The 16,503-nt window shown below is 62.1% G+C and carries 17 protein-coding genes and 1 tRNA gene; 1 reads left to right on the top strand and 17 read right to left on the bottom strand.

Features of this window, described 5'->3' with window-relative positions; all coding sequences use genetic code 11:
* Positions 1-100: 100 nt before the first annotated feature.
* The 12 genes from ACRARE_RS18950 to ychF all read right to left on the bottom strand — a co-directional run bounded on the left by ACRARE_RS18950 (position 101) and on the right by ychF (position 9,946).
* Entirely contained in the window at positions 101-1,462 is a 1,362-nt protein-coding gene (locus ACRARE_RS18950; RefSeq protein ID WP_432658031.1) for a hypothetical protein, read from the bottom strand.
* A 166-nt stretch (positions 1,463-1,628) separates the two neighbouring features.
* Complete coding sequence (locus ACRARE_RS18945; protein WP_432658030.1) at positions 1,629-2,315, bottom strand: helix-turn-helix domain-containing protein; 687 nt, start codon at positions 2,313-2,315, stop codon at positions 1,629-1,631.
* Between the two features lie 158 nt (positions 2,316-2,473).
* Positions 2,474-2,746 (bottom strand): hypothetical protein, encoded by a 273-nt coding sequence (locus ACRARE_RS18940; protein WP_432658029.1) that lies wholly within the window; start codon positions 2,744-2,746, stop codon positions 2,474-2,476.
* Complete coding sequence (locus ACRARE_RS18935; RefSeq protein ID WP_432658028.1) at positions 2,743-4,131, bottom strand: RNA-dependent RNA polymerase family protein; 1,389 nt, start codon at positions 4,129-4,131, stop codon at positions 2,743-2,745. Before ACRARE_RS18935 ends, ACRARE_RS18940 begins: the two co-directional genes overlap by 4 nt.
* Positions 4,132-4,239: 108 nt before the next feature.
* Positions 4,240-4,527 carry a hypothetical protein gene (locus ACRARE_RS18930; RefSeq protein WP_432658027.1) on the bottom strand — a complete coding sequence of 96 codons (288 nt, stop codon included), beginning with the start codon at positions 4,525-4,527 and terminating at the stop codon, positions 4,240-4,242.
* Positions 4,528-4,600: 73 nt separating this feature from the next.
* Positions 4,601-4,894: a hypothetical protein gene (locus ACRARE_RS18925; RefSeq protein WP_432658026.1), complete on the bottom strand. Its 294-nt coding sequence runs from the start codon at positions 4,892-4,894 to the stop codon at positions 4,601-4,603.
* A gap of 19 nt (positions 4,895-4,913) precedes the next feature.
* Positions 4,914-5,261: a hypothetical protein gene (locus tag ACRARE_RS18920; protein WP_432658025.1), complete on the bottom strand. Its 348-nt coding sequence runs from the start codon at positions 5,259-5,261 to the stop codon at positions 4,914-4,916.
* Positions 5,245-5,457, bottom strand: a complete 213-nt coding sequence (locus ACRARE_RS18915; RefSeq protein ID WP_432658024.1) for a helix-turn-helix transcriptional regulator — start codon at positions 5,455-5,457, stop codon at positions 5,245-5,247. The genes ACRARE_RS18920 and ACRARE_RS18915 overlap by 17 nt, the downstream gene beginning before the upstream one ends.
* A gap of 822 nt (positions 5,458-6,279) precedes the next feature.
* Positions 6,280-7,095, bottom strand: coding sequence for a hypothetical protein (locus tag ACRARE_RS18910; protein WP_432658023.1), 816 nt, complete (start codon positions 7,093-7,095; stop codon positions 6,280-6,282).
* A complete protein-coding gene (locus ACRARE_RS18905; protein WP_432658022.1) occupies positions 7,092-8,396 on the bottom strand; it encodes a tyrosine-type recombinase/integrase in 1,305 nt (434 codons plus the stop codon). The genes ACRARE_RS18910 and ACRARE_RS18905 overlap by 4 nt, the downstream gene beginning before the upstream one ends.
* Positions 8,397-8,546: 150 nt before the next feature.
* Positions 8,547-8,636 (bottom strand) — tRNA-Ser (locus tag ACRARE_RS18900).
* Between the two features lie 212 nt (positions 8,637-8,848).
* Complete coding sequence (ychF, locus tag ACRARE_RS18895; protein WP_432658021.1) at positions 8,849-9,946, bottom strand: redox-regulated ATPase YchF; 1,098 nt, start codon at positions 9,944-9,946, stop codon at positions 8,849-8,851.
* Between the two features lie 128 nt (positions 9,947-10,074).
* Between ychF and ACRARE_RS18890 the strand changes: the two genes are divergently transcribed.
* The gene (locus tag ACRARE_RS18890; RefSeq protein ID WP_432658020.1) at positions 10,075-10,476 is read left to right on the top strand and encodes a VOC family protein; all 402 of its coding nucleotides are present in this window, start codon (positions 10,075-10,077) and stop codon (positions 10,474-10,476) included.
* A 64-nt stretch (positions 10,477-10,540) separates the two neighbouring features.
* Here ACRARE_RS18890 and ACRARE_RS18885 read toward each other — a convergent pair whose 3' ends face one another.
* From ACRARE_RS18885 to ACRARE_RS18865, 5 genes are read right to left on the bottom strand one after another with little or no spacing between them, the layout of a single operon-like run.
* The gene (locus ACRARE_RS18885; RefSeq protein WP_432658019.1) at positions 10,541-11,602 is read right to left on the bottom strand and encodes an aromatic ring-hydroxylating dioxygenase subunit alpha; all 1,062 of its coding nucleotides are present in this window, start codon (positions 11,600-11,602) and stop codon (positions 10,541-10,543) included.
* Positions 11,603-11,631: 29 nt separating this feature from the next.
* Positions 11,632-12,555: an ABC transporter permease gene (locus tag ACRARE_RS18880; RefSeq protein ID WP_432658018.1), complete on the bottom strand. Its 924-nt coding sequence runs from the start codon at positions 12,553-12,555 to the stop codon at positions 11,632-11,634.
* Entirely contained in the window at positions 12,552-13,781 is a 1,230-nt protein-coding gene (locus tag ACRARE_RS18875; RefSeq protein WP_432658017.1) for an ABC transporter permease, read from the bottom strand. The genes ACRARE_RS18880 and ACRARE_RS18875 overlap by 4 nt, the downstream gene beginning before the upstream one ends.
* Positions 13,778-15,388 (bottom strand): ABC transporter ATP-binding protein, encoded by a 1,611-nt coding sequence (locus ACRARE_RS18870; protein ID WP_432658016.1) that lies wholly within the window; start codon positions 15,386-15,388, stop codon positions 13,778-13,780. The genes ACRARE_RS18875 and ACRARE_RS18870 overlap by 4 nt, the downstream gene beginning before the upstream one ends.
* Positions 15,385-16,434, bottom strand: coding sequence for a BMP family lipoprotein (locus tag ACRARE_RS18865; protein ID WP_432658015.1), 1,050 nt, complete (start codon positions 16,432-16,434; stop codon positions 15,385-15,387). The genes ACRARE_RS18870 and ACRARE_RS18865 overlap by 4 nt, the downstream gene beginning before the upstream one ends.
* Positions 16,435-16,503 lie beyond the last annotated feature (69 nt).

Here is a 16,503-nt window from a genome sequence, read left to right as displayed (position 1 = left end):
AGCCCTTGCGGAAAGACACATAATGATATTCTCGTCTGCCCCCCGTGACGCTGAGAGTATTTGGCATCACGCATGACACAGCGCTGCAGTTGAGCAGTTTCTAAGCTTCATCGACCGCACCAGAGATCGCTTTGCGTCCCTTGCGGCTGAGCTGAACTTGTGGCCCACCGGGGCCAAAACTGGCTGAAGCAGAGAGACCCATCAATGCGGCCAGAGCCTGCGCCCCTTCCTCCAAAGTTTCACGCTTGGAAGCTGCAAACAGACCCTGTGTTACACCGTTGATCCACTCAGGAGGAATTTCCTCATCGTGCTCTTTTCGAATTTCCAATGCGGCATCCATAACCCACGAAGCGCGCGCCATGTCATTTCGGAAGCGCAGCAGCTCTTCCTGCGCCTGCATATCTCGGTTGTAGAAGTACCGGAGCCAAGCGGCTGCACCGACGAACGCCGACAGTGACGCTGCGGTCAGAAGCGCAGATCGTAAAACCAGCAGCACCGCCGCAGTCAAAGACGAACCACTCTCCGCCGGGGATACTACGGATGCCTCAAAGTTCGCGACGTCAAAACTCAGATACGCGAAATAGCCTGCATAGACACCGGCACACATGAGCGCGAAGAAGACCAACAAACGGGTCAAACGCTGCCCGGTGTCTGTGACGGGGCGACCAATACTTTTTCGCAAGTCGTCTTGAAGCGCCTGAAACTGCTTACGCCTTGCATCTTTGTGGCTACTCGTTTCGAGTTTCTTCCATTCTTCCGCAAGTCGCTGCTTTTCGTCTTTCAGCTCAGCACGCTCTCGCTCGTTCGCTTGGTTGGCGGCTGCGAGGATCTCATCGCGTTCTACAGCGATCTCTTCTTGCAGCCGCTTGCGCTCTTCCTGAAACTCAGTGATCTGCTCAGCTCGCTCCTTACTTACCGCCGCCACCGCACCGGACAGCTCAAGCGCAATCCTCTGATATGTAGTTTCGAACGCTTGGGAAATATTGCTGAGTGAGGAAACTAGGCCCCCATCTTCAGGCGCAACGGGCTGCATAACTTTTGATAGCGCCCGATGAATAGATCGTTGCACCGACTGCTCACCATCGCCCCGCATCTCACTTCCATGCACACTTGAAGAAATGGTCAGTGTATCCGTTAGGCTGTCACCAGTTCCTCTCGAAACAGCGAAGTAAACACGCGACTGACGTTGCTGCCGATTAACTTGATAAGTCCCTTCGAATGACAAACTGATTGTTCCCAGCGCATACTGCCCCGGGTCGGCGTTCTCTAGATCTTCCTCGGTAAGCTTCCACGGCAAGACTGTGTCAAAGTCAAAACCAATGGCGCAATCTGATCCGCTAAGCTTCTTAGCATCCCGCGCGGCCTCTAGCGCGCTACTCCCAGCCTCAAATGCCGAATTGAAGATGCGGAACAGTGTACCATCATCAAGTCGTCTGATCCGAATATTGGAGTTTTGCGCCATGGAAAATTCTCGCGATAGAGCCTCTTCCTTATGACTTATTGGCTTCAAGCACCTGTGTCACCGCTAAATGCTGAAAAGTCACTGCCCGACAAGAAGGGCAACTGGCACTCAAGAAATTTTCTTTGCAAGAGGCAAACTTGCGCCGTTGCTATCTGCTGCTACCTGCTCAACGCGGCCCGCTGCCCTCCGACGCAAACAGGCCTTCCAACAGCTCTTCGTAGCTCTCAGGGTCAGCTTCTTGCCCTTCAGAAACCTCCTCCGAAATTCCCGAGAACATCGAGTAGAGCATCTCCCGAAGAGCACGCACACCCTGCTCATCATCGTCACTGTTCTCATTGTAGGTCCGAGCTGCCATGGGCTTCTCACCACGGCCACCGTACATGCCGATGCGCTCCCCGATCCGCGAGAAATGGTTCTCCGTTTGGATGATAAGATTTAGGCAGGCACGTCTACTCTGCGGATCTCGCGCCCCTTCAAATTGCTCCCACGCCTCAGCACGCGCCCGGCGAAGAGACGACAGGCTCTCCATGATGAAATCCCGAGGCTGAAGCCGGACCGCTTCTTCACGCAAATCGGCCAGCAGGCGCTTACGCCACCGATATGCAGTGTCGATAGAAATGCCGAATGCTTCAGCAATGGCCGCGCCGGAATAGTTCTGCATGACCATCGGGTGTAGGTACTCACGCACCACCTCCCACTGATGCTCGGAACGAACCCGGCCCAGATTGCGGATATGCTGCGCTGGGCTCAGAGGCACAGCCGCTTCAGTGGACGGCGTGTAAATTTCACTGGACCGACCGAGTGTGGAGACGCCGTCTTCCGTTGGGGTATGTTCGCCAGCCTGATCTGTCATCAGGTACGTTCCTTCGCTTAAATTAGGGGGCAAACTCCGGCACTAACCGGCACAAAGGTTCGAGGATCAGTCCCACATTGCACCCGGGTTCACCACGCTGGGCCGCGCCTCCGGTGGCATGGAGCCTCGCGCCCAGCGCTACGCTCTCGTTACACGTTTCACTTCCCGAACATGCGCCCAGCTAGGAAACCAAACAGCAAAAAGCCGGGCCAGAAGAGAACAAAGCTGCCCTTGACGATGTAGTAGCTTGCCCACTGCTGTTTCTCCCCAATCTCAAGAGGCGCACGCGCGGCAACATCGTCGAGGAAGGCTGTCTCGCTGCCTGCGCGCACCCGATCTTCTGGTGTCCATGGTCGCATGACGATCTTGCGCCAGAAAACCTGCCCCAAGGACAGATATGCAAGAGCTAGACCTAGGAGAAACAAGCTCATTTCGGCACCTCCATGGCGTTCCTCGGGCATCGGCTGAGGATTGCACGGAGCGCCCTGTCTTCCACTGTCCCGCGTTCCGCAAACAGGTTCCGGTGAAGATGTTCGATCCGCCAGTCTCCGCGAGCTTCAGCGACATATGCAGAGGTTTCGAGGTAGTAATTCAACTCCGAGCAGTCCGAGTGAGCGGCAGGAAACCCTGCACGAAACTCTCGAAGGGTTCTCCAAACACGCGCCGGGGGCTCGTTCGCCAGTGGATTGACCACAGACAGGAACGGCAGGTCTTGCACCACGGCTTCATGGCACTCCACCACCGTGCGAACATGAAGCTCGTCTGCTGCTTCCTCTGAGACGAGGCGCCGTTCCAAACGGTTCAGAGCATTCCCATCTATCCCAATGTCGTGCCTGACAGGGTCGAATACATAGCCGAGAAAGGACATAGCGGTCCCGTCCGCAAACTCGGGCACACACAGCGCAAGCGGGCCTGCTGGGCACCGCTCAAAGTGGGCGATCAAGGTGTCAGCCATCTCCCGGCATCCTTCAGGCGTCCGTGCCGCGACAGCAATGTTGTCGAAGCAAAGTAGGACGCGTGCGCTCTCCCTCGATGGGAGCCCGTTCAGCAGCCACGCGAGGATGATACTGGACGCCGGGGAGCCTTGCATTAGGCCCTTCGGCCCGCTTGCCTTGTGTGTTACGTGTATAGCACCGGAGAGAGAGCTAGCGTGGTGAACCTGCGAAGTTCGGTAGCCCCCCTCCTCGATGATCGTAAGGTTACGTGGGTCTAGTGCTCGGCGTATGACCTCCTGCGGCAGTGGGAGCTGGTACAGAGCGTCGGGGTCGACACTCTGAAAGCAATCTACGATGTCGGTCTGCGCGAGATAGACATGTCCGTCGTTCTGAAGCTGCTTGAGGGTGCGCGCAGCGTCGTCACGGCTGGCGCCAGAGACGCCATACAAGCTCTCAGAGCGAGCAAGCTGCTGCCTGACAACTTCGGCTACCATGTAGTGAACAGCCTTCAGCTCAGGGGGCAGAATGCAGATGGATCGCGAGGTGCCGTCTGGCTTTCGCCGCGCGTGCCACCGGATTGGAGGATAATCGGTCGCCCAAGCATTCACGCGCTCGCGGAGGTCAAGGATCTGCTCCTTGCTGGATGCTCCGCCCAGCGCCCGCAGAGACGCAGCCAGCCTCACTTTGGGATGCCGAAGAAATTCACGCACGACAGGCTGCAATCTCTTCCCGGCTTGCGTTGCCGCTGAGATGGCCTGAGCTTTCCTCTGGAATATAAGGTTCGCCTGATCGCAGTCTTTGCACCACTCGGCGTTCGCGCCATCCACTGCACCCGGGTTCAACTCAACATCTTCAAGTCTTTGCTCGTAATTCACGGCCATCTCTCCGCCTTGGAACACATCGTTCGGCAACTCAAGCCGAACAGGATCGACGCCGGTCGACCTCCTTCGCCGTCCGTCTGGGGGCTGACGAGGCGCCTACGCCCCCTATCAGCGCTCCTCCGCCCGAAGGGCTTCCAGACCCTGAAGCGCACTCAAGGTATCCTGCAGCTCAAGCACCCGTCTTTGCGCGAATACGAAACTGGTCGCCCGCACTAGATGATCGTTGCCGTCATTCAGATCGGAGCGATTTGCCAGCGCGGAAAGCTCTGCGTCGGCGTGCGAGTTGAGCATCAGCGCATATTCACTCAAGCGCCCACACAGCGAGGCAGTTGTGCGCCTGATGGCCGAGGCCGAAACCTCTCCGGAAGCCGTGTCTTCGACATGGTTGTCGTTCATTCTTGATCTCACTCGATGTTCTGGGACTTGCGCGCCCGAACACGCTCTCGCAGCGGGCCGCGCTGAAACAGGCCTACGCAGAGGTGGACCCGATCACGTTCCCTTGGTCGCCAAGGTCGATTTCCTCGAACAGGAACTTTCCTTCACTACGTGCCTCGCTGACTTGATGAGCGCCGATGCGATAGTCCACGGCGTCACGTGCAGCGGCATCGAGATATGCCTTGGTTGTCTCCGTAACCGGGACAGGCACCCCCTTCTCGAAGACCAAAGGCTTCATTTGGCTTGGATCGCCTGCGCTGGGCTGAAGCAGGATGTACCTGCGGCCTCGGACAAGCGTGGCGAGATGTGTCGGTGTGGTGTCAGCCATCGAATTCTCTCCTAGCCTTCTACCGTTTCGAACCAACGCCAAATGTTTGGCTGATAGCGTTGTCCTGCACCTCCTCCGGGTAGGCAGGGGCGTCCAATGTGATGCCTAACGTTCGTTCGATCTTTCGGCGGCGCTCCACCCGGCCATCCATGGCCCTTGCAGACTTCTTGGCCTGATCTTGCGACCGCGCAGGATCGACACCGAACGCGCTGGCAATACTCTTACGTTCTGCCGACACCCGGCCCAGCTCGGACACCTTCGTGCTGACAGGGCCGGATGCCTCCTGCGGCCCGGCTAACCCCCAACGATAAGACAGGGTGCTGTGATCTTGGTTCTCGGTGCACCCGGGTTCAATTTTGGGCTTCATTTGCCGTCTCCTTGGAAAATTTGGCTTCAGTGCCGGAGCGTCGGCTTTCGAACCAAGCATCGACGTCCGACTTCACCCAGCGCGTGCAGCGCGCCGAAATCCTGATTGGTTTAGGGAAGTCAGGGACAGTGCGGCACCAAAGCCAGACCGTCCCAGTCGAGACGCCTAGGCAGTCAGCGATCTGCCCGGCGCTCATCATTCCCCTCTTTACGGGCAGCCCAAGATCCGAGTTGGAGCTGCCACCCGTAGCACCGAGCTTGCTGTGTTCGTCATTCCCGTAATCCACCACACCACTTCACTCCTCTTCGAGAACGCTTCAATTAGGCTAATCGAAGCAATTGAAGCGAACTTACGCCCACCCCCGGCGGCTCGAAACGTTCGAGATTAGAAGACAGTGAACCCGGGTGCACCGGGGCAGGAAGCTGGCGAGGATGTACATTCACTCGCCTTGGGAAGCTCCCCTCCCACAAAGATCACCAACCGGTCATCTTTTCGACGCGATCAACCTCGAAACGTGGGGACAAGCATTTCAGAAAGGACTTCATCCATGCTTTTCAGGTTCTTAGCGATAGCGTTGGCTCTTGGTTTGGCTGCGTGTGGCCCCTCGCCTCAGCAGCAGGCCTTTATGGCTCAGGTAGAGGCTAATTGTCGGGCTGGAGATGTGGTGTCCTGCTACCAAAGAGATGGAGACCCCGTCGAAGTGGCACGCTTGGAGGCTGCTTGCGCAGCAAATAACCTTCAGGCCTGCCAAGCGGTTGCCAACTATCGAACCCAGCAGAAGCAGATTCAGGCTCAGAAGTCTGCGGACTTGGCCCAACAATCTGCCTCTTATCGCCTACCTGCCACGCAGACCTACTACCCGACCTACCAAGCACCGCAGGCTCAGAGCTACCAGCTTGGCGGAGGTTCGCAGTACTACTACTGCAACCAACTTGGAAGCTACGTAACGACCTGTCGCTGACAGGCATCGAGCACATCGACCCAAAGTCAATCGATGACACTCACCGTCTCTAGCGCTTCAGGCGTCGACTTGAAGCGCTAGTGCGTCCGACATTGCCCGCGAGTAGGTGCGTACAAACCCCTCATCCACGCATTCGTTGAGGGACGCTCTCAGCCATCGTGCGGGAGGCCTTTTCCTGTTGTCCGAGGCCTCAGCCTTCCATCTTTCAAGAAGCAAGTTGACCTGTCGTCGGAAGGCGTGCTCCCGGTCGGAGCTTGGCGGGACGGTTAGATCTTTTACGCCGTCACCAACCACAAAGCGCAACTCTGGCAGGCGTCTTTCTTCAATCTTGGAAGGTGGATCACCCACAAGGCCCAACGTCCCTAGATCTAGGTCCGGAATACCACCAGTCGCATCGTCATACCTGTCACCGATGTCAGCACGAAGCGCCCAGCGATGAGTGATAAACTGAAAGAGTTCGGCCCTTCTTCGACCCACCTCATAGTACCTGAGCGCATCGTCGTATGAACGAAGAGAAACAGGCTGACGCCCCGGGTGCCTGTCAGGAAGAAGCACACGATCAAGGCCAAGCTCTCCGCCGTCAGCAAAACCAATCAGCTCCCCAATGCAAAACTTTCTAAAGAAAAGGTTTTGGTTGGGGGGCTTCTGCTTACCATCCGGCCACAGCAGATCCTCGACACAGTAATACGCGACACCATCCTGAACTGCTTTCACGAAGGTAGGATCATCCAAGCCACCTATCCCAGCAGGCCACTCGGCTGGTGTCTCCCCGTCAAGTGTTAGCTTCGCAGGGAATATCTCGCGCACAGCCTCTCTAAGCTGATCTTCAATCTTCCAAAGCGCTTGAAATTGCGGCTTCCCCCTCTCGCTCATCGTTCCACGCTTCCAACAAGCGATACCACATTGGCAGCGAGGATGCGTCCATCGACAAACTCCGCCCAAGCCTGCATCATCGCCCGGCGCTTCTTGATCATGTCACCCCGGCGATACGCTGCTTCAACCGCGTTCGAAACCTTATGGGCCAAAGCGACTTCCGCCATGTCCCCGGGAAAGCCAGTGCACTCCGCGACCCAATCCCGAAAAGTGCTTCTAAGACCATGAGGCACGGCGGAGCGACCGGAGACCCGGTCCGAGTACCCCGCACCACCCTCCTTTAGGTCAGCCTCGTGGAGCCGTTTCATTGCGGCACTCAATGTCATATCGGACAGCATCCCACCGCGAGGCGCTGGGAAAATCAGATCGCTACCTTCAAAGCGTGGCGTGCTGGCCAGATGCCTCATGGCTACATCAGACAAAGGCACTCGGTGCTCCCGCGCTCGCTTCATGCGCTCTGCGGGGATAACCCAGAGCGACTTTTCAAAGTCGACTTCATCCCACCGCGCTCCCCGCACCTCCTGTGAGCGAGCAGCGGTGAGAAGCGCAAACTCAAGCGCAAGTCGCCCCATTCCTTCCATGGAGCGCAGCCCCACAACCCATCTCTGAACGTCAGAAAGCTGAAGGGCCGGATGGTTTTCCTCTTTTGCCACCCGGCTAGGAGCAGGCAACAGCTCCTTGAGGTTACCGGCCCAGCGCGCAGGGTTATCGCCCGATCTGTGTCCAGAAACCGTAGCCCAGCTCAACACTGCTTCAATACGTCCGCGAAGCCGAGAAGCTGTTTCAGTCCGCTCAAGCCAAATGGGCTGCAGTACGCGCAGAACGTCCTGCACGACGATGTCTTGGACCAGCATCGAGCCCAGCTCGGGCATAGCGTAGGTGTGTAGGGTGTTGCGCCACTGTTGGCGATGCTTCGGGTTCTTGTATTGGTCGAGCTTGGCACTCAAGTATTTCTCAACAGCATCTTCGAAGGTCATCCCCCGGCGCTGGGCAGCGATCAGTGCTGCCTTGTGAGCTTTACGTTCTTCAGTCGGGTCTATGCCCTCTCTGATTCTTCCCTTGAGCTCTCGCGCACGATCTCTGGCTGCCGCAAGCGAGACCTCCGGATATCCCCCCAGCCCAAACTCGCGCCGCTTCGCACCGACAACAGTCCGCAGAAGCCAAGTCTTGCCGCTATTGGGAGTGATTTGGAGCATCAAGCCCGCAACACCGCCGACTGCAACCGTATGATTGATACCCTTTCCCGGATGTTCGAGACGCTTGATCTCTAACGCAGACAGCTCTTTTGCTACCTTCGGCATCGGCGCACCCTCCAAAATACCCGCCAAAAGTAATCACATTTTATCGCACGCACTAGGCCCCAATCGTACAACAGTTTGTTCGCGATCACGGAAAGTGCCTGAAAAATATGGCCTTTAACGGGCCACACTGTATCAACTTGAATGATTGGGTGGCGGAGACGAAGGGATTCGAACCCTCGAGACGGTTTCCCGCCTACTCCCTTAGCAGGGGAGCGCCTTCGACCACTCGGCCACGTCTCCGTCGACGCGTATATCGAAGCCAAGCCAGAGAGTACAAGGCGAAAGTGGACGGGCAGGCAAAAAGTCGGGGCAGGAAAACACCGGGGGCGGTCTGGCGGGGACCAGGGCCCGGAAGAGGGGCGGAAAGGACAAAGCCGCCCCGGTTGGGGGCGGCTTTGGCAAGGCCAGCGGCATCCGGGGCGCGGTCCGGCAGGCGCGGCGCCCCGACGGCCTCAGGTGTTGAAGAGGAAGTGCAGGACGTCGCCGTCCTTGACCATATAAGCCTTGCCCTCGGCACGCATCTTGCCCGCTTCCTTGGCGCCGCTTTCGCCCTTGCAGGCGATGTAGTCGTCAAAGGCGATGGTCTCGGCCCGGATGAAGCCCTTCTCGAAATCGCCGTGGATCACGCCGGCGGCCTGGGGCGCCATGGTGCCCTGCTTGATCGTCCAGGCCCGCGCCTCTTTCGGGCCCACGGTGAAATAGGTCTCGAGGTGCAGCAGCTCGTAGCCCGCGCGGATCAGGCGATCGAGGCCCGCCTCTTCCAGACCCATCTCGCCCAGGAACATCTCGGCCTCTTCGGCGTCGAGCTGGCTGATCTCTTCCTCGATCCGGGCAGAGATCAGCACGGTGCCCGCGCCCTGCTCTGCCGCCATCTTTTCGACCGCGGCCGAGAAATCATTGCCCTTGGCGGCGTCTTCCTCGTTCACGTTGCAGACGTAGAGGACAGGTTTGGAGGTCAGCAGTTGCAGCATCTTCCAGGCCTTCAGGTCCTCGGCGTCCACCTCGACCGTGCGGGCGGGCTTGCCGTCTTCCAGCGCGGCCTGGGCGGCGGCCAGCAGGCGGTCCTGCTGCTGCGCTTCCTTGTCGTTGCCCTTCAGCTTGCGCACCAGGTTGGCACGGCGCTTTTCGATGCTTTCCAGATCGGCCAGCATCAGCTCGGTCTCGATCACCTCGGCATCGGCGACGGGGTCGACGCGGCCCTCGACGTGGGTGATGTCCCCGTCCTCGAAGCAGCGCAGCACATGGGCGATGGCGTCGGTTTCCCGGATGTTGGCCAGGAACTGGTTGCCCAGGCCCTCGCCCTGGCTCGCGCCCTTCACCAGGCCCGCGATGTCAACGAAGGTCATCCGCGCCGGGATGATCTGCTTCGATCCGGCGATCTCGGCCAGGGCGTCCAGACGGCGGTCCGGTACGTTCACCTCGCCCACGTTCGGTTCGATCGTGCAGAAGGGGAAGTTGGCGGCCTGGGCCGCAGCGGTCTTGGTCAGCGCGTTGAACAGGGTCGACTTGCCGACATTCGGCAGCCCCACGATGCCCATCCGAAAGCCCATGGCGTTACTCCAATCTAAGGTTCCTGCGCCTCATAAATCCCAAGGGGCTTTGTCGCAAGCCGATCCGTGATATGATGGGCATTGGTGGGGGTCCTCTCCGTTTCGGAGACGTGACCGGGAATTTTCAGATGTCCATTTACCTGTTCTTCAACGGCCAGGCGCGCTTTGCCCTGAATTTCTATGCCGATGTGCTGGAGGGTGAGGTCGAGCATGTGCTGACCTATGCCGACATGCCAGAGCCCCCGCCCCTGCCGCGGGACAAGCATCACTGGCTGATGCATGGCCACCTGACCTCGCGCTATGCCGAGATCATGGTGTCCGACCGCGACGAAAGCGAGGGGCCGATCCACTATTCCGGTTTCGCGCTGGAGATTGACGACGAAGACCTTGAGGTCGCCCATCACCTGTTCCTGCGCCTGTCGGACCGGGGCGAGGTGATCCTGCCCTTCGCGCCGAACTTTTGGGCGCGGGGCTTCGGCACCTGCCGGGATCGCTTCGGCGTGCCCTGGATGATCAACTGCGACCGCTAAGGCAGCGCGGAAAAGGGCATGACCGCGGCGGCATTGGGATGTTGGCCGCGGTCATGCAGCAGGCTCAGCGCGGGGATCGCTGGGCCTTGACCGATGCAAGGAAGGGCCGCGCCCAGGCCTCGTCCGGGGTCACGTCCGAGTTTTCCGCCGCCAGTTCCGCCAGGATCTTGCGGTATTCCACCGTCATCCGGTCGGCGCGGGTGTGCATCTCGGTCTGCATGTCCAGGGGGAACTCGGGGCGGACGCCCGCCAGCAGTTCCTTGTCCTCGGACTGGATGCGGCGGTCGAGGGCGACGATCCCCGCCACCTTCTCCGCATCCGGGTTGTCGTTGCGGGCAATGAACTGGCAGAACAGGGTGTGGCTGTCGTCCACCGGCGTGGCGGTCTTGTAGAGGACGTGGCGCAACCCGTTCTCATACTCCATCACGTCCTTGTACATCAGCGGCTGCACCAGCTGCGAGTTGGTCACCCGGATCGTATAGTCACCCGTCAGCCCGGTATTTTTGCGCAGCGCCTCGGTCACCCGAGCGCGATAGCTGATGCGCGCCGACAGGTCGTGGCCGTCGCGGAAGATCTCGAAGCTTTCGAATTGCGAGGCGTTGCTGTCGCCGATGGTGTTCCGGTGCGTCCAGGCGACATGCGAGATATCCAGCGCATTGTCGATGACCCGCGGCGCCGAGGTGTCCCAGACCTCCATCATCTCGTGGATCAGGGTAAAGCCGCCCTCCTCCAGTTCCGGCAGCACGGGGATGTCTTCGCGGGGCATCCCCACGCAGACCCAGATCAGCCCGTATTTCTCTTCCACCAGCATGGGCAGGGTTCGGGCGCGCGGCGGGATCGGCTTGTCGGCGTCGTTCTGCGGGATGCGGGTGCAGGCGCCCGAGCCGTTGAAGGCCCAGCCGTGGTAGGGGCAGATGATGTCGCCCCCCTCGACCCAGCCTTGCGACAGGCGGGCGGCGCGGTGCGGGCATTCGTCGACGGCGCAGGCCACCTTGCCACCCGCGCCGCGCCAGATGACATAGTTGTCCGACAAAAGGCGCACGGCGCGGGGCGCGTCGGTCAGATCGCTGCTGTAGGCGACCGGATACCAATAGTCGCGCAGGGCGGGAATTTCACTGACATACATGGGACGTCTCCGTGATCTTGGGGCGGGCCTCAGGCCCGGCGGAAGGGTTTGCCCACGTCAGCGGGGCCAGTGGCCCGTCCAACGAAGGTGGCCAGCGCGACCAGCGCCAGCACATAGGGCAGCGCGAAGAGCAGGTCATGCGGCAGGTCATGGGTGAAGATCTGGGCGCGCAGGGCCACGGCATCGGCCAGGCCGAAGCCCAGGCAGACCAGGAAGGCCGGGCCGACACGCCATTTGCCAAAGACCATGGCGGCCAGCGCAAGGAAGCCGCGCCCCTGGGTCATCGAGGCCTGGAACAGATCCAGCGTGACGATCGACAGATAGGCCCCGCCCAGTGCGGCCAGCACCCCCGACAGAGTGACGGCGATGAAGCGCACCCGGGTCACGTCGATCCCGGCGGCATCGGCGGCGGCGGCGCTTTCGCCGCAGGCGCGCAGGCGCAGGCCCATGTCGGTACGCATCAGCACCCACCAGACGGCGCCCACCAGGGCAAAGGCGATCAGGTCGATCAGCGACAGCTCGGCCAGCAGCGGGCCCACCAGCGGGATCTGCCCGACCAGGGGCAGTTCCGGCGTCGGCACCTTGGGCACCGAGGGCGTGGTGCCGTCGATGCCCCAGATGATCGGCACCAGGGCGGCGGTCAGCCCCGCGCCGATCAGGTTCAACGCCGTGGCGCCGATCACCTGGTCGCCGCGCAGCAGCACCGACATGGTGGCCAGCAGCATCCCCGACAAAAGCCCGGTGCCCACGGCGCCCAGCAGGCCCAGCCAGGGATTGCCGGTGACATAGCTGAAGGCCACGGCGCCAAAGGCGCCGCCCAGCATCATCCCCTCCAGCCCGATGTTGATCACGCCAGAGCGTTCGCACAGCAGGCCGCCCAGCATCGGCAGGATGATCGGCACCGCCAGGTGCAGGGCCGAGGCGAAAAGGGCAATGGTGAAGAAATCGCTCATGTCGCGTCTCCGGTGTCGGTCAGGGGGGCGGAGGCCGCAGGGGCACTGTCACGGCGGCTGCGGCGGCGGCTGCGCATCCGGTCCAGGCCGTGCAGCAGCCAGGGCTGGATGGCGACAAAGGCCACGACCAGACCCGAGACGACGCCGACCATCTCGCGGCTGACCCCGGCCACGGCCTGCATCTGCACCGCGCCGCTATCCAGCATGGCAAAGAAGAAGGCCGAAACGATCAGCGCGAAGGGCGACAGCGCGGCCAGCAGGGCCACCGCGATGGCGTCCCAGCCGTAGCCGGCCGAGAAGGCATCGAAGAAACGGCCATAGACGCCCAGCACCTGCACCGCGCCCGCCAGGCCGCCAAAGCCGCCCGAGATCAGCAGCGTGGTGATGATCGTGCGCTTGACCGAGACCCCGCTGGCGCGCGCGGCGCCCGCGTTCTTGCCCATCAGGCGGATCCGGAAGCCAAGCGGCGTGCGGTAGAGAAGCCACCACAGGCCCACCACGGCGACCAGGGCGATGATCACCCCAGCGTGCAGGCGGGTGCCGTCCCAGACCATGGGCAGGCGCGCGTCGCGGGGGATCTTCTCGGTCGCCGAGGGCTGGGTGGCGGCCACGAAGGGCCCGGCGGGGGCCACGGCATAGATGGCAAAATAGGTGGCGACGAAGTTCATCATGATGGTGGTCACCACCTCATGCACGCCGCGATAGGCCTTCAGCAGGGCCGGCACCAGCGCGGCCAGCGCGCCGCCCAGGACCCCGCCCAGCAGGACCAGCACCGACAGGACCAGCGGCGGCGCCTCGACCGTGGCACCGATCACGCCCGCCACCAGGCCGCCGAAGATCAGCTGCCCCTCGACCCCCATGTTGAAAAGACCCCCGTGGAACGAGATGGCCACGGCCATCCCTGCGATCAGCAGCGGGATCATCTGCACCAGGGTCTCGGCAAAGGCGAATTTCGAGCCCAGGCTGCCGTTCAGAAAGGCGCTGAGGGTGACGCCCAGCTCGGCGCCGGTCAGGAACAGGAAGGGCAGCGTGCAGATCACCGCCGCCGCCAGGGTGATGACGAAGACCAGCACCCGGCCCGCGACGCTGCGGCTGCCGTCGCGCATCTGCGCCAGCATCGCCTCGACCGAGAAGGGTTGGGCGCGGCGCGCCTCGATACCGGCGCGCACTTCGGGATCTAGCCGCAGGTCACCCTCATGGGGCAGCGGCGGACGTTTGAAGATCATGCGACCTCCTGTTTCTTGGGGGCCGCGTCGGGCGTTGTGTCAGGGGCTGTATCCTGGGCGCCGGACATCCAGCGGCCGATCTGGTCGATGTCGAATTCCGCCGCCGTCATGGCGCCCGCGATCCGGCCCTTGCGCAGCACCACCAGACGGTCGGCCAGGGCAAAGACCTCTGCCAGGTCCAGCGACAGCAGCAGCACCGCCGCGCCGCGATCGCGCAGGCCCAGAAGGGCGTGGTGCACCGCCGAGGCCGAGCCGATATCCAGGCCGCGCGTCGGCTGCGCCGCCACCATCAGCCGGGGCGAGCGGGCCAGTTCCCGACCCACCACCAGCTTTTGCTGGTTGCCGCCCGACAGCGAGGACATGGGCAGAAGGGCCGAGGGCGTGCGCACCTTGTGCCGTTCGATCAGCACCTCGGTAAAGCGCACCCGGTCGCGCCAGGCCAGATACCAGGGCCCGGGGCTGAAGGGTTCGCCGTCGAGATACCCGATCGAGGCATTGTCGGCGAGGCTCATGTCATTGGCCACGCCGGTGGCGTGCCGGTCTTCGCTGATATGGGCGATCCCGGCGGCCAGGCGTTTCTGGGTGGACCAGTCGGTGACATTGCGGTTGTCGATGGCGATCAGCCCGTCGGTGGGTTTCGACAGGCCCATCAGCAGATCGACCAGTTCGGACTGGCCGTTGCCCTCGACCCCCACCACGGCGACGATCTCGCCCCCGTGCAGTTGCAGGTCCAGCGGCCCCAGGCGGTGGCCATCGCTCAGCCCGCGCACATCCAGGATCAGCGGCCCCTCCTTGGGGGCGCGATCCGGCAGGGCGGGGCTTTCGCGGCCAATCATCATGTTGACCATCCGCGCCTCCAGCTCGGCGCGCACCTCGGGCTGGGTGGTATCCAGCGCCGAGATCTCGGCATTGCCCACCACGGCGCCATCGCGCAGCACGGTGACCCGGTCGCACAGGCGCATGATCTCGGGCATCTTGTGGCTGATCAGAACAATGGTCCTGCCCTCGGCGCGCAGCTTTTCCAGCACGGCGTACAGCTCGTCGGCCTCGGGCGGCGACAGGGCGGCGGTCGGCTCGTCCAGGACCAGGGTGCGGGCCCCGCCCCAAAGCGCCTTCAGGATCTCGACCTTCTGGCGCGCGCCCACCGACAGGGTGGACACCTTCGCCCAGGGGTCGATGCCGAAACCAAAGCGGTCCGACAGCTCGGCCGCGCGGGCGGCGGCGCCGGGCAGATCCAGCTTGCGCGTCAGCCGCGACAGGGCCGAGCCCCGGGCGCGGCCCATGATCAGGTTCTCGACCACCGAAAAGGCGCCGATCAGGGAAAAGTGCTGCTGCACCATGCCGATCCCGGCGGCCAGCGCCTCGGCGGAAGAGCGGAAGGAGACGGGGGCGCCGTCGATCTCGACCCGGCCCGCATCGGCATGGATCATGCCGAAGAGGATCTTCATCAGCGTCGACTTGCCCGCGCCGTTCTCGCCAAGCAGACCATGGATCGACCCAGGTGCGACGCGCAGGTCGATGGCGCGGTTGGCGTGCACCGCGCCGAACCGCTTGTCGATCCCGGCCAGGTGGATGGCCGGGATCTGGTTTTCAGGCGCGCCGCTCACAGGGCGCCGGGCTCGAAGGCGTCGAGCTCTTCATAGGTGCCGGGGATGACCAGCTCGCCCGCCACGATCTTGGCCTGGACGGCTTCGATCTTTTCCATGATCTCGGCGGGGATCTCGTCGATATTGTCGGCGCACAGGCCCACGGCGCCCTCGGCCAGGCCCAGCGACTGCGGGCCGCCAACGAAGGTGCCTTCGACCAGGGCCTTGTTCTCGTAGAAGACGGCACCGGCCACGTCCTTGACCGCGGCGGTCAGGAAGTTGTCGGGCGCCAGGTGGCCCTTGCAGGTGTCCACCGAGATGGCCCAGGTGCCTTCGCCCTCGGCGATGACGGCATCATAGATGCCCCGGCCCCCGCCGCCGGCCACGTCCATGATCACATCGACACCGGCGTCGAACATGCCCTCGGCCAGAACCTTGGCCTTGGCCGGGTCGCGGAACGAGCCGACGAAGGCATGGGCCACTTCGATCTCGGGGTTCACGGTGGCGATGCCCGCGGTGTAACCGGTCAGGAAGCGCACGACGGGCGGGGTTTCCATGCCGCCGATGAAACCGATGTGATCGCTTTGGGTGGTCATCGCCGCGACCATGCCCGCCAGGAAGGCCGCCTCCTGTTCGCGGAAGGTCACCGAGGCGACGTTGGGCAGCGGGTTGCCATCGTCATCCACCGACACGGCGTCGATCAGGGTGAAATGCGCCTCGGGGCGATCCAGGGCCACTTCGGTCACCGCGTCGTTCAACAGCGAGCCCACGCCCACAACCATGGTGGCGCCACCGGCGACCGCTTGCAGCAGGTTCGGCACGAACTGCGACTGGTCGGTGGACTGGATGACCTGGGCGCGACCGCCGAAGGCCTCGACCGAGCGGTCCAGGCCCAGCTTGGCCAGATCGTTGAACCCGTGGTCGCCCAACCCGTTCTGGTCGGTGATCATGGTCCAGATCGCATCGTCCTGGGCCGAGGCGGCCAGGGGCGCGAGGCTGCCCGCCAGGGCGGTGGCCAGGGTCAGCGCCAGGGCGCAGCGGCGGGAAGGCAGAAGGTTTTTGGTCATGGGAGGGCTCCGTTGGATCAGTTTGTTGGATCGTTGTCTGTTGTTGGTCTTGGTCTTGTTTTTATTGTT

This window comes from Pseudooceanicola aquaeponti, from assembly GCF_050897975.1.
In the GTDB taxonomy this organism is placed as follows: domain Bacteria; phylum Pseudomonadota; class Alphaproteobacteria; order Rhodobacterales; family Rhodobacteraceae; genus Pseudooceanicola.
The sequence above is the reverse complement of the archived record's forward strand: the minus strand, read 5'-3'. Positions and strand labels throughout refer to the sequence as shown.

What these genes read in the sequence shown, in the direction of transcription:
- ACRARE_RS18950 (WP_432658031.1), bottom strand. Translation starts at nt 1,462, where the DNA reads ATGGCGCAAAACTCCAATATTCGGATCAGACGACTTGATGATGGTACA.
- ACRARE_RS18945 (WP_432658030.1), bottom strand. Translation starts at nt 2,315, where the DNA reads ATGACAGATCAGGCTGGCGAACATACCCCAACGGAAGACGGCGTCTCC.
- ACRARE_RS18940 (WP_432658029.1), bottom strand. Translation starts at nt 2,746, where the DNA reads ATGAGCTTGTTTCTCCTAGGTCTAGCTCTTGCATATCTGTCCTTGGGG.
- ACRARE_RS18935 (WP_432658028.1), bottom strand. Translation starts at nt 4,131, where the DNA reads ATGGCCGTGAATTACGAGCAAAGACTTGAAGATGTTGAGTTGAACCCG.
- ACRARE_RS18930 (WP_432658027.1), bottom strand. Translation starts at nt 4,527, where the DNA reads ATGAACGACAACCATGTCGAAGACACGGCTTCCGGAGAGGTTTCGGCC.
- ACRARE_RS18925 (WP_432658026.1), bottom strand. Translation starts at nt 4,894, where the DNA reads ATGGCTGACACCACACCGACACATCTCGCCACGCTTGTCCGAGGCCGC.
- ACRARE_RS18920 (WP_432658025.1), bottom strand. Translation starts at nt 5,261, where the DNA reads ATGAAGCCCAAAATTGAACCCGGGTGCACCGAGAACCAAGATCACAGC.
- ACRARE_RS18915 (WP_432658024.1), bottom strand. Translation starts at nt 5,457, where the DNA reads ATGAGCGCCGGGCAGATCGCTGACTGCCTAGGCGTCTCGACTGGGACG.
- ACRARE_RS18910 (WP_432658023.1), bottom strand. Translation starts at nt 7,095, where the DNA reads ATGAGCGAGAGGGGGAAGCCGCAATTTCAAGCGCTTTGGAAGATTGAA.
- ACRARE_RS18905 (WP_432658022.1), bottom strand. Translation starts at nt 8,396, where the DNA reads ATGCCGAAGGTAGCAAAAGAGCTGTCTGCGTTAGAGATCAAGCGTCTC.
- ychF (WP_432658021.1), bottom strand. Translation starts at nt 9,946, where the DNA reads ATGGGCTTTCGGATGGGCATCGTGGGGCTGCCGAATGTCGGCAAGTCG.
- ACRARE_RS18890 (WP_432658020.1), top strand. Translation starts at nt 10,075, where the DNA reads ATGTCCATTTACCTGTTCTTCAACGGCCAGGCGCGCTTTGCCCTGAAT.
- ACRARE_RS18885 (WP_432658019.1), bottom strand. Translation starts at nt 11,602, where the DNA reads ATGTATGTCAGTGAAATTCCCGCCCTGCGCGACTATTGGTATCCGGTC.
- ACRARE_RS18880 (WP_432658018.1), bottom strand. Translation starts at nt 12,555, where the DNA reads ATGAGCGATTTCTTCACCATTGCCCTTTTCGCCTCGGCCCTGCACCTG.
- ACRARE_RS18875 (WP_432658017.1), bottom strand. Translation starts at nt 13,781, where the DNA reads ATGATCTTCAAACGTCCGCCGCTGCCCCATGAGGGTGACCTGCGGCTA.
- ACRARE_RS18865 (WP_432658015.1), bottom strand. Translation starts at nt 16,434, where the DNA reads ATGACCAAAAACCTTCTGCCTTCCCGCCGCTGCGCCCTGGCGCTGACC.